This window comes from Corallococcus praedator (assembly GCF_003612125.1).
GTDB classification, from domain to species: Bacteria; Myxococcota; Myxococcia; order Myxococcales; family Myxococcaceae; genus Corallococcus; species Corallococcus praedator.
The window spans coordinates 1-11222 of sequence record NZ_RAWI01000316.1 but is presented as its reverse complement, the minus strand read 5'-3'; the positions used below and the strand labels follow the sequence as shown (position 1 = coordinate 11222).

14 protein-coding genes are annotated in these 11222 nt (G+C 69.6%); 12 read left to right on the top strand and 2 right to left on the bottom strand.

Going from position 1 to position 11222, the window contains the following annotated elements:
* Positions 1 to 323: lysophospholipid acyltransferase family protein (locus D7Y13_RS30550; protein ID WP_500683184.1), on the bottom strand; the 323-nt coding region annotated here is incomplete at its 3' end.
* A 212-nt stretch (positions 324 to 535) separates the two neighbouring features.
* On the opposite strand from D7Y13_RS30550, the gene D7Y13_RS30545 reads away from it, so the two are divergent.
* The 10 genes from D7Y13_RS30545 (at position 536) to D7Y13_RS30505 (ending at position 9369) form a co-directional block, all read left to right on the top strand.
* Positions 536 to 1033, top strand: a complete 498-nt coding sequence (locus tag D7Y13_RS30545; RefSeq protein WP_120534284.1) for a hemerythrin domain-containing protein — start codon at positions 536 to 538, stop codon at positions 1031 to 1033.
* A gap of 180 nt (positions 1034 to 1213) precedes the next feature.
* Positions 1214 to 1738, top strand: a complete 525-nt coding sequence (locus tag D7Y13_RS30540) for a cell wall protein (protein ID WP_120534285.1) — start codon at positions 1214 to 1216, stop codon at positions 1736 to 1738.
* A gap of 127 nt (positions 1739 to 1865) precedes the next feature.
* Positions 1866 to 2732 (top strand): tryptophan 2,3-dioxygenase, encoded by an 867-nt coding sequence (gene kynA / locus D7Y13_RS30535; RefSeq protein WP_120583979.1) that lies wholly within the window; start codon positions 1866 to 1868, stop codon positions 2730 to 2732.
* A 113-nt stretch (positions 2733 to 2845) separates the two neighbouring features.
* A complete protein-coding gene (locus D7Y13_RS45940) occupies positions 2846 to 3022 on the top strand; it encodes a hypothetical protein (protein ID WP_158620380.1) in 177 nt (58 codons plus the stop codon).
* A 120-nt stretch (positions 3023 to 3142) separates the two neighbouring features.
* Positions 3143 to 3703, top strand: coding sequence for a Uma2 family endonuclease (locus D7Y13_RS30530; protein WP_120583978.1), 561 nt, complete (start codon positions 3143 to 3145; stop codon positions 3701 to 3703).
* 13 nt (positions 3704 to 3716) lie between these two features.
* A complete protein-coding gene (locus D7Y13_RS30525; protein WP_120583977.1) occupies positions 3717 to 4844 on the top strand; it encodes a hypothetical protein in 1128 nt (375 codons plus the stop codon).
* A 300-nt stretch (positions 4845 to 5144) separates the two neighbouring features.
* Entirely contained in the window at positions 5145 to 6605 is a 1461-nt protein-coding gene (locus D7Y13_RS30520; protein WP_120537800.1) for an adenylate/guanylate cyclase domain-containing protein, read from the top strand.
* Positions 6606 to 6671: 66 nt separating this feature from the next.
* The gene (locus D7Y13_RS30515) at positions 6672 to 7097 is read left to right on the top strand and encodes a type II secretion system protein GspG (protein WP_120537799.1); all 426 of its coding nucleotides are present in this window, start codon (positions 6672 to 6674) and stop codon (positions 7095 to 7097) included.
* Positions 7098 to 7234: 137 nt separating this feature from the next.
* On the top strand, positions 7235 to 8593 hold the full coding sequence (locus D7Y13_RS30510; protein ID WP_120583976.1) for a universal stress protein: 1359 nt from the start codon (positions 7235 to 7237) through the stop codon (positions 8591 to 8593).
* A gap of 194 nt (positions 8594 to 8787) precedes the next feature.
* The gene (locus tag D7Y13_RS30505) at positions 8788 to 9369 is read left to right on the top strand and encodes a sigma 54-interacting transcriptional regulator (RefSeq protein WP_120537797.1); all 582 of its coding nucleotides are present in this window, start codon (positions 8788 to 8790) and stop codon (positions 9367 to 9369) included.
* Between the two features lie 34 nt (positions 9370 to 9403).
* On the opposite strand, the gene D7Y13_RS30500 is transcribed toward D7Y13_RS30505, so the two are convergent.
* Complete coding sequence (locus tag D7Y13_RS30500) at positions 9404 to 9823, bottom strand: hypothetical protein (RefSeq protein WP_199732793.1); 420 nt, start codon at positions 9821 to 9823, stop codon at positions 9404 to 9406.
* Between the two features lie 213 nt (positions 9824 to 10036).
* On the opposite strand from D7Y13_RS30500, the gene D7Y13_RS30495 reads away from it, so the two are divergent.
* Together D7Y13_RS30495 and D7Y13_RS30490 are read left to right on the top strand one after the other, a co-directional pair.
* On the top strand, positions 10037 to 10489 hold the full coding sequence (locus D7Y13_RS30495) for a hypothetical protein (protein ID WP_120537796.1): 453 nt from the start codon (positions 10037 to 10039) through the stop codon (positions 10487 to 10489).
* Positions 10490 to 10625: 136 nt separating this feature from the next.
* The gene (locus D7Y13_RS30490) at positions 10626 to 11042 is read left to right on the top strand and encodes a hypothetical protein (RefSeq protein ID WP_120537795.1); all 417 of its coding nucleotides are present in this window, start codon (positions 10626 to 10628) and stop codon (positions 11040 to 11042) included.
* The last annotated feature ends 180 nt before the right edge of the window (positions 11043 to 11222 follow it).

Below are 11222 nucleotides of genomic sequence, written 5' to 3'. Positions count from 1 at the left end.
GCCCCCAGCGAGCGCAGCGCGTTCTCCGGCGTGCCCTCCACCCCGCCCAGCCACGGCAGCACCGTGCGCACGAGGGGAATCTTGAAGAAACCCCGCTCCGCGAGCCCCAGGGGATAGCGTCCTGTAGCGGCATGTAGCAGGTGAAAGAAGGCCGGGGTTTCGTATCCCCAGACACCATGGTTGCCCACGAGCAGCAGGGGGCCTGAGCGGGGCAGGTGTTCGGCACCCATCAGACGGGCGCGGTGATAGCGCGCGGAGAGCGCGGCGCCGGCTTCCGCGAATTGGAAGACGGCCTGACGGACACGGGTGAGTGGGTTTTCCACGGTGGAGCCAAGATGGAGCCTCCCCCGCCCTCGCGCAGCGCCGGGGCAACCGGCCGGGCAGGGGCTCAAGCCGCTGTCATCGGCGTTTCCCCGGGAAATGTCAGCGCCCCCGCAACTGGGAATTGGCTGCCAGCAGGCTGGCTTTCACGGCCGTGGGTCCGCGAGGGACCGGTGCGGTTGTCTGCCTCCAGGGGCGTGCTGATGCTTGGGCCATGGCGGGGTCCTTCGACATCCTCGTGGAGCAACACCGGGCGCTGGAAGCCTTGCTGGACCGGCTGGACATGGAGCCGGACACGGAGGAGCTGCTGTCGCGGCAGGAGGACCTCTCCCGCCTGCTGCGCCTGCATTCCCGCCTGGAGGAACGCCACGTCTACCCGCTGGTGGCGCGCGTGGAGGGCCGCGTCCGGGCCCGCGAGGAGGCCGAGGACCACCTCACCCTGCGCGAGCTGATGGAGGAATTGCAGGAGCTGACGCCACGCGGCGAGGACTGGCAGGCGCGATTGTTCACCCTGCAGGACTTGCTGGTCGCGCATGTGCAGGCCACGGAGCATTTGTTGCTGCCCAGACTGACCACCGCCCTGGACTCCGAGGAACTGGAGACCCTGGAACACGACCTCGCCCTCACGTGTGAGGAACTGCTGGAGCGCTCGCAACGCACCCCCGCCCCGGGGCAGGGTGCGTTGTTGGAAGCCCTGCATTGGGATGCCTAAGGACCCGCGTGAAAGCGCCGGCCGGGCCCGTTTTCCGGCCCGCGGACGCCGGTGATACGCACTCCCGTCACAACTTTTTATCGCTTCCTTCGACAATTGCCTTTCTGGGAGGTATTGATAGTCCGGCGTGCCGGTTCACGCTCAAGGCAATGCTCCCCCCTAAACCGAGGATTGTTCGAAATGTCAGTTGACAAGGCGTTCCGCGAGATGATTCGCAACGAGATTGAAGTCCAGCTCAAGCCCCTGCGCGACGTGGTGTCTCGTCTGGAGGCGGGCACGGCGGACCTGGATGCGCTTCGCAGCGTCGCCGAGCGTCTGGCGCCCCTGGCGCAGGTGGTGGGCCCGCTCTTCGGCGCGCAGGCGCCCGCGGCCAGCAAGGTGGGGCGTCGCCCCGTGGGTCGTCCGGCCCGCTCGGCGGTGAGCGCGCCCGTGGCGGCGGCCTCGGTGGGTGGCAAGCGTCGCGGCCGCAAGCCGGCGGCGGACGGCGGCGCGCGTGAGTGCGCCATCAAGGGCTGCGGCAAGCCCAGCCGCACCAAGGGCTACTGCGCGGCGCACTACCAGAAGCTGCGGATGCTGGAGAAGACCAACCGTCGCCCGGAGGCTTGGAGCGACTACGCGAACCCGAACAGCGTGGAGGACATCAAGCTGCCCCGTGGCCGCGCCGCCTCCAAGGCGCTGGCAGAAGCCGCTCAGAAGAACGCTTAAGCAGTACGTTGCCCCGGCCCGGGCAGAGGTAGGTGAACCACACTCCCGAACGGGAGCGTGGGAGGTTTATCCGCGCGGAGGATGTGCTTGCGCCGCGAGGGGGTTGGTGCGCATGAATGCCCGGGCCATGAACAAACGCGACCTGGAGCCTGGAATCGTCACGGACCTCGCGGGCCGGACGACCTACGGTGACTATCTGCAGCTGGACCGGTTGTTGTCCGCACAGGTGCCCCGCTCCCAGCCTCCCCACCACGACGAGTTGTTGTTCATTGTCCAGCACCAGACGAGCGAGCTGTGGATGAAGTTGCTCATCCATGAGCTGTCCGCCTGCATCCGCTACATCCAGGCGGACCGGCTGGAGCCGTCCTTCAAGATCTTCGCGCGCGTCGCGCACATCCAGCGGATGCTCTTCGAGCAGTGGAGCGTGCTGGAGACGCTGACGCCCAACGAGTACCTGGAGTTCCGCGACACGCTGGGTCACGCGTCGGGCTTCCAGAGCGCGCAGTACCGGGCGCTGGAGTTCCTGCTGGGCAACAAGGACGCCAGCACCCTGGGGCCCTTCCAGCACGTGCCGCACGTTCACGCGGAGCTGGAGCGGCTGTTGGAGTCGCCGGGCATCTACGACGAATTCCTGCGTCACCTGGCGCGCAAGGGCCATGACATCCCGGCCAGCCACGTGGAGCGCGACTGGCGTCAGCCGTATGAGAAGAGCCCCCAGGTGATGGAGGTGTTCCGGCGCATCTACCAGGACACGGAGAAGCACTGGGATGCGTATGAGATGTGCGAGAAGCTGGTGGACACCGAGGAGCGGTTCCAGCTCTGGCGCTACCGGCACATGATGACGGTGATGCGCATCATCGGGTTCAAGCAGGGCACGGGCGGTTCGTCCGGCGTGGGCTTCCTGCGCAAGGCACTGGACCTGCGCTTCTTCCCGGAGCTGTGGGACGTGCGCACGACCCTGGCGCCGCCCTCACGGCCCCGGGGCCCGGCATAGGGCTCCTGGCCCCCTGCATGCCCCGCGGACAGGGGGCGGCGGGGTGCCGGACACGGCGCGGGCTCCCTAGCTTGAGAGAGGTCAAACCCTCTCACCACGCGAAGGAGTCTCCCATGGGCGAGCACGAAAGCCCCCGGAAGGAACCGCAGCTTCCGGAGGATGAACAGAAGAACAAGCGTCAGGCCGGAGACCGCCCTGTTCCCACGCCCGGTCATATTGGCAATCTGCCAGATGACGCGCGGGGGCCCGGTGGCATTGGCATCACCCTGCCGGAGGGCGGTGGGGACTGACTTGAGCCGCCCGTGAAACATCCGGACGCCTGGCGCCAGGGGGCCTCCGGTGGGACGCGTGTCAGAGGGCCATGGGAGTGTCCGCGCATGGCCCTACCTGATGGATTGGCTGCTTCCGAGATGACCCGAAAGCCCGCGACCTACGCCGACCTCGAAGCGCTTTCACCCCATGTGGTGGGAGAGATTGTCGCCGGGGAGCTGTACGCGACGCCCAGACCTGCGGCGTCGCACGGCACCGTGTCACTCCACCTCGCAGGCGAACTGTACCTGTCCTTCGCTCGTGGCAGGGGTGGACCGGGCGGATGGCGCTTCATCTTCAAACCAGAGCTGCACCTGGGTGGGGATGTCCTGGTGCCGGACGTCGTGGGGTGGCGCAGGGAGCGCCTGCCGAAGCTGCCCAATGTCGTGGGCATCAAGATGGCGCCGGACTGGCTGTGTGAAGTGTTGTCGCCCTCCACGGCCCGCCTGGATCGGGTCCGGAAGCTGCCGGCCTATGCGCGGGAGGGCGTGAAACACGTCTGGTTGGTGGACCCGCTCGCGCGAACCCTGGAGGTCTTCCGCCTGGAGGGGCCGCACTACCTCCTGCTGGCAACCCATGAGGAGGAAGAGGTCGTCCGGGCGGAGCCCTTCGAGGCGCTCGCACTGGAACTTCGCGTCCTGTGGGAGGACGTCGAGGAGTAGGCTTGGGTGCACCATGTCCGTGTCCACGGAACTCCCGCTGCTCTTCGAACAGGCCCACATCCTCTGCTACCGCACGTTCGACATCGCGGAGGAGATCGACCTGGAGCGCGCGCGCAAGGCGCTGTCGGAGGACTCGCGCCGCCTGAAGCTGTCGCGTGAGAACAGCCAGTACATCCAGCTTCCCAATCCCCCCGTGGCCTATGAGCTGGGCCGCAAGGCGCTGGCCATGCGCGGCGGTCCCGTCACGGTGGACGCCACCGCGCGCCTGTTCGACCACGGCGCCGCGTCCATCATCCTGCGCGTGCCGGTGACGCCCGGCACCACCTGGGAGAAGCTCACCGACGTCGCCGACGAACTCTATGACAGCCAGGCGCTGGAGGACCTGGCGCGGGAGCTGGTGGAGGGCGTGCGGCGCACCATCGCCTCGGCCGTGCAGGGGCCGCACCTGTGGGACCAGAGCGAGAGCTACACCGTCATCCTCGCCGAGCGCATCCAGGGCACCCCGACCGCGGAGGAGCTGTTCCAGCGCGCGGACATCGCCCGGTTGCTGCTGGGCGAAGTGGGCACCCTGGACCTGGCCCCACGCGAACGCGAGGCCGTCACCCAGGTGCGCTTCAGCTACACCGTCAACGACCTGGTCGTCGTGGACTGGAACAGCGCGTTCGTCTACGAGCCGTCCGGTTCGCGCGACATCCCGGACCTGTTGGAGATCGCCAACGCGCAGCTCCTGGAGTTCCGCTACTACGACGAGCGCTTGGACAAACACATCGCCCGCATCCACGACGAGGTGCAGGCGCGCAAGCGGGGCTGGTTGACGCTGTTCCGCAGCCCCTACCGCGACCTCGCGCGCGAGACGCTGGGCACGCTGGTGGACCTCAACGAGTTCGTGGAGCGGGTGGAGAACAGCCTGAAGATCATCGGCGACTTCTACCTGGCCAAGGTCTACGAGGGCGCCGTGCGCCGCATGCGCATCCCCGCGTGGCAGGGCTCCGTCACGCGCAAGCAGCAGCTCCTGGCCCAGACGTATGGCCTGCTCAAGGGCGAGGTGGACATCGACCGCTCCCACATCCTGGAGGTGATGATCGTCGCGTTGATCATCCTGGAGATCGTCCTGGCCTTCAGCCGGGTCTTCCAACACTGACGCAAGCCTCCACCGTGCGTGAAGGCGGGGTGCGCCAGGGCTCCCGTTTCTTCAGGAAGTGAGCGCCGCGCGTCACCGGGGCAATGGGTCTGGAGTCTCAATCCACCCGGAAGGCGGGGTGGGCCGTCGGAAGTCAGACGGACCCGTCATGATTCGGTCCCATGAAGCGCGGGGGGCATGGGCCCGGCAGGGGGGAGGCTCGCTGGAGGACGGGGTTGGGCTACACTGTGGGACAGGGCGTGCGCCGAGCCGTCCGTGTCTCGCCCCGGGGCGTGGTGGTCTGGGGGTGGAGGTTGCCGCATGAGTGCTTCAAACCCCCTCTTCGGTGACCTGTTGCTCAAGCTGGGCGTGGTTTCGCCGGGGCAGGTGCAGGAAGCGCTCGCGTTGCAGGCCCTCACCGGCCAGCGCGTGGGCGAGGCCCTCATCTCCCTGGGCTACGTGTCGCGCGAGCAGATTCAAGACGCGTTGGGGGAGGCGTTGGGATTGAACCAGGAGAAGGGACCCGCTCAGCCGCCGCTGGGTGAGCTGCTGGTGGGGCTCAAGTACGTGACGCTCGCGCAGCTGGGCGAATCGCTGACGCGGCAGCGCCGCGACGGCCGTCGGCTGGGGGAGATCCTCGTCGAGCAGGGCCACTGCACGTACAAGCAGATCTACGAAGCGCTGGGCCTCCAGAACCGCATCGCCGGACGGCAGGACCTGCCCCGGCCCGCGATGGAGGGCCGCCGCCGCGTGGTGGTGGTGGACGACAGCCCGCTCGCGTGCGCGTTCGTGCAGGAGGGGCTGGTGGCCCTGGGCTATGAAGTCCTCTGCTTCCAGGATCCCTACGAGGCGCTGGAGGGCATGAGCAGGCTGCAACCGGCCATCGTGCTGAGCGACCTGGAGATGCCGGGGCTGGACGGCGTGGAGCTGTGCCGGCGGCTGAAGGAAGGCCCTCGCAGCGCCATCCCCATCATCGTGCTCACCGCGAACGACCGGGAGGCGGAGCGCGTGCGGGGCCTGCGCGCGGGCGCGGACGACTACGTGAACAAGTCCGCGTCCATGGACGAGCTGGCGGCGCGCATCGAGAGCGTGGTGCGCCGCACGGGCGAGACGGAGCGCATGCGCAAGCTGTTCGCGCGCTACACGTCCGACGCGGTGGTGGAAGAGATCCTCAAGAGCGCGGACGCGGCGGTGCTCGCCGGTGAGAAGCGCGAGGTGACGGTGCTGTTCGCGGACATCCGCAACTTCACGGGCCTGGCGGAGAGCCTTCCGCCCGAGCAGGTGGTGGCGGTGCTCAACCAGGTGCTGGGCCGGCTGTCGGACGCGGTGCTCACCTGCGGCGGCACGCTGGACAAGTTCCTGGGCGACGGGCTGATGGCGGTGTTCGGCGCGCCGGTGGGGCGCTCGGACGACGCGCTCCGGGGCCTGCAGTGCGCGAAGATGATGATGGAGGCCTTCGTGGAGCTGCGCGCGGTGGCGGAGTCCGAATGGGTGGCCCACGGCCGCGAGGGCCGGCCCCTGGTGCTGGAGCTGGGCGTGGGGCTCAACTCGGGCGTGGTGGTGTCCGGGAACATCGGCAGCGCGCTGAGGGCCGAGTACACCTGCATCGGCGACGCGGTGAACGTGGCCGCGCGGCTGTGCGCGCTGGCCGGGCCCGGGGAAATCCTGGTGGGCGAGCGCACGCGCGAGCTGGTGAACGCGAACGAGACGGCCTTCGAGGACCTGCCCCCGGTGCGCCTGAAGGGCAAGCAGCAGCCGGTGCCGCTGTACCGGGCCCTCTGACGCCGCGTCCCTTCGTCGAAGTCGATTCATGACCGGCGCGGCCGGGAGCGGTAGGGTGGGCGCGCCATGGCCGCTGCCTCGTCCCACGCCCCCGACGCCTCCGAGAAGTCCCGCCGTTCTCCGCTGCCCTGGGTGGCGGTGGTGTTCGCCGTGGGACTCATCCTGGCGGTGGTGCTCACCGCCTTCCACCGCCGCGACAACGAACAGGCCCACCGCATCCACGCCGACTTCGCCGTCATCCTGGACGCGCTGGAGCGCTACCGGGGTGAGCACCAGGGCCGGTTGCCGGAGGAGGGCAAGCTGGACGCGATGCTCGTGCCCCAGTACCTGCCCGCGGTGCCGTTGGATCCCTGGGGGCGGGCATACCAGTACGCGAGCAACTCGCAGGGCGTGTTCCTGGCCACCTTCGGCCGGGAGAACGGGCGCGGTGGCGTGGGCGAGGACCAGGACCACACCAACCACGACGGGCACCAGGAACTGCTGCGCAAGTAGGGACGCGCAAGCCACCCGGCCCCGGTTCCTGAAGGGCAGGCAGGCCGGCATGAGGGCCGGGCCGCCACCGGGCAGAAGGCGTGCGCATCTTCCGGCAGGGAAGCCCAGCGGGCATCGCTTCCTCCAGGGGGTCCGCCATGGCCATCATCTGCGCAACGAACCTGTCCGCCGAAGCCGCCCACGCGGCGACCGTGGCGGCGACGCTCGCCGGGCGACTGGGCGAGCCCCTGCTCCTCTTGGGCGTGGACGACGAGGTCCCTGACGCGGAGGCCCCGGGCGCCCCGTCCGACGTGGAGGCCTGCCTCGCGGCGGAGTCCGCCCGCCTCCGGGCCCTGGCGGGTACCGTGCAACCCCGGATGCAGCGGGGCGCCTCCGTGGAGACGCTGCTGGGGGGCGAGGAGTGCCGCAGCGCCCGGCTGGTGGTGGTGGCCGCGGAGGGCTGGCGCACGTCCGCCTGGCGCAAGACGTCCCTGCCCGAACGCCTGGCCCGTCACGGCTGCGCCCCGGTGCTGGTGGTGCGAAAGGACACGGCGCTGCTGGACTGGGCCCGGGGCCGTCGCCGGCTGACCGTGCTGGTGGGGGTGAATCCCCGCTCCTCCACGTCCGACGCGGCGCTCACCTTCCTGCGTGAACTTCGGCGCATGGGCGGCTGCGACGTGCTGGCCACCTACGTGTGTTCGCCCGCGGAGGAGCGCCAGCGGCTGGGCATCCACACGCCGGTGCACGTGGAATTGCTGGGGCCCCAGCAGCGCGACATCGAGTCGCTGGACCCCCTGGTGGAGCGGGTGTTGCACCGCGAGGTGCGCGAGCGCCTGGGCGACCTGGAGGGCGAGGGCCGCGTGGAGGTGGTGCTGGAGCCCGGCTACGGCCGCCCGGCGGACCACCTGCTGCACGTGGCCCACGCGCAGGGCGTGGACCTGACGGTGGTGGGCATGCACCTGCGCGGCGGGGTGCAGCGGCTGTGGCACGGCTCCGTGTCGGAGGGCGTGCTGCGCCACGCGGAGCGTTCAGTGGCGTGCGTGCCGCCCATGCTGCGCGAGCCGCGCCGGCTGCCTCCGCCCAGGAGCGCGCTGGTGCCGGTGGACTTCACCCCCGCCTCCGGGCAGGCCATCGCGCAGGCGTGCACGCTGGTGGGCCCAGGCGGCCGCGTGCACCTGCTGCACGTGCACCGCCTGCGGGGCCGCGAGCGGGGCCCGCGCGACTTCCACGGGGTGCTCCCGGAGCCTGCGAGCGAGAGGGACGCGGTGCTCGCCCGGCTCTGGGACCAGGTGCCCCGGGACGCCGTCGCCCTGTCGGTGCACTGGAGCGTGGAGGGTGTCAGCGGAGAGGACGTCGCGCTCGCCATCTGCCAGGCCACGGAGCGCGAGGGCGTGGACCTGGTGTGCGTGGGCACGTCCGAGCGTCACGAAATCGTGCCGGACGCGCTGGAGGGCGCGGTGGCGCACGAGCTGGTGGTCCGCTGCCGCCGCCCGGTGATGGTGGTGCCCACCGCCTGAGTCGGGGCCGTACACCGTACGGGGATGCCGGAGGGAAGGCCGCGCGGTCCCCTTGTCCGATGAACGGATGTCCAGGTTTCCGCTCCTCGCGAAACAGGTCCGTGCTCATTTCTCCCAAGTAAGGGATTGAACAGGCGACCCGTGAGGGCGTTAGACTTTGCGAGGACCCGTTTTCCCAGAAGGGTAGGGCATCCGTGGCTCTTCGAGGCTATCGAGAAGAAGACCTCGTCTCCAACCGTGCATCGCTGCTCATCCACGGAGGTACGGAGGACGAGCGCAGGGCCTGGGCGGAGGAAGCCGCGCTCCACTTCGGCGTCCCCCTCACGGAGGTGCGCCAGGCGGCGGAGCTGGCGGGGGCGCTGCGGCAGCCCAACGGCGTGCTGTTCATCGCGGACGTGGCGAAGCTGCCGCTGGACGCCCAGGGGCTCATCCTGCGCTGCCTGCAGATGCAGGAGGAGCGACCCAAGGTGGTGGTGGGCGTGTCGGGCACGGCGAGCGCGGCCCTGGGGCGCGGCACGCTGCGCGAGGACCTGCACTACCGGCTCCACCAGGCGCAGGTGGACCTGCAGACCGACGGCCTGCGCGACGTCCTCAAGCGGCGCTGGGCGCAGCAGGCGGAACAGCTCGCCGAGCGCACCGCGGCGCTGAAGGCCGCCGAGGAGCAGGAGCGCGCGGCCGCCGTCGCCCGGCGTCCCGGCTCCGTCACCCGCACCGTGCCCAAGCGCAAGGTCCCGCCGAGCCCGCGCAAGAGCGCGCCCCGCAACGCGGTCCGCTGAACCGGGCTCCGGGGCGCCTCCAACGCCTTCGCGGCTACTTGCGGCGCGAAGGCTTCGCGGCCGTCTTCACGGCGGCCCGCTTCGCCCGGGGCGCGGACGTCTTCACCGCCGGGCCCTTCTTCGCGGTGCGGCGCTTCGCCGCGGCGGGCGCCGCCACGACCTTGCTTCCCGTCTTGCGGACCGCCGCCTTGCGCGCGGGAGCCGCCTTTCGCGCGGGAGCCGCCTTGCGCGTGGAGGGGGTGGGCTGCGCCGCCTCCACCTTCCGGACCGTCGTGGCCTTGCGGCGCGAGGGAGAGACCTTCCTGCCCAGCTTCGCCTGGAGGGTGTCCACCGTCCGGACCGTCGCCGAGGCCGTCCCAAGCGCCGTCTCCACCAGCGCCCGCGCCCCTCGCGTGCCCACCCGGGCCACCGCGCGCTTCACCTGCTCCACCAACCCACGCTTCGACGTCGCCATCCGCAGCCTCTTTTCATCGGGAAGGGGCCTGTTCGATTGGGCCCAAGGTAGTCACGGCCCTCGGCTGGAGCAGCGGCCAGGCACGTGGGAGCCCCGGCACGAAGGGCTTGTCACAGGGGGGGGGGACGTCCAGGGCCGGGGAATGGGTAGTACTGGAAAGATGGGCTAGAGTCGTTCCGTCCTCATCTCCCCTCCTTTTTGGAGCGAAATCACATGACCCAGCAAAGCCCTGGCAAGAAGCGCGGTCTGTCCCGTCCCGTGGAAGTCGTCCGCGCGGAGCTGCTCAAGGATCCCGAGACGAAGCGCATCGCGGACGCGGTGGGCATGAAGCTGGAGGACTACGTCGAGCTGGTGCTCGAGTACGCCCAGGACAAGGACAAGGAGCCCATGCTCAACGTCGTGTCCGACGAGGAGCTCAAGGCGAACGGCTTCCCCGTGCACACGGTGGAAGAGGTCGGCGAGTTCCTGGTCGCCGGCGCCAAGGGTGAGCTGCCCGGCCAGGGCAACCCCTTCGCGAAGTCGGAGTTCGAGGCCTCCAAGGGGGACGCGGCCGGCAAGCCGAGCCTGAACCCCACGGGCGACACCGCCAAGGCCCCCCAGGACGAGGCGAAGCGCCAGGAGCTGCTGGAGCAGATGAAGAAGGGTGGCGGCGGACCGCGGGGCTGAAATCGGCAGCCCGCATCCCCCGTGAAATTCGATCGGAAATTCAGGAGGAAACCTTTTCCTCCTCCCTCCGAGAATCCTTTTGTAGCTTCACTTCGGCGCACACTCTCCAAACCAGACTTAAGCAGGGGGTATTACCATGGGCGGCATCGGCAAGATTGTCAGCAGCGTTGCGAAGACGGTTAGCAAGGTTGCCGGCGGCGTCGCGAACATCGCGGGCAAGGCCCTCAGCTTCGTGCAGAACCCGATGGGCGCCATCACGGGCGGCCTGAAGGGTCTGGCGGGCGGCCTCCTGGACAAGCTCCCGTTCGGCCTGGGCAAGCTGGCGAAGCCGTTCGTCGACAAGTTCATCGACTCCGGCGCGTCCCTGCTCTCCAAGGGCCCCCTGGCCGGTCTGTCCCAGCTGACCAAGTTCGCCCCGACCGTGAAGTCCATCGCGGACATCGCGACGACGGTGAAGGACGGCGCGGACAAGGTCGGCGCGCTGGCCTCCCAGCCCGCGCAGCAGAACGTGCAGAACCTGTTCGCTCACGCGCAGGCTGCGCTCATCAACTAAGTTTCACGCTGAAGTTGGCGTGACGCTCAGTCCGGAGGCCGGTGCTCACCGCGAGGTGGGGGCCGGCCTTTCGGCTTTGCGGGCCACGCTCCGGGCCGGTCCCCTCCTTCGCGGCGGGGGACCGGCCCGTTTCTCTTCTCGGACAATCACAAACCGAGAGGGATTGGGGTGGGGCGCGAC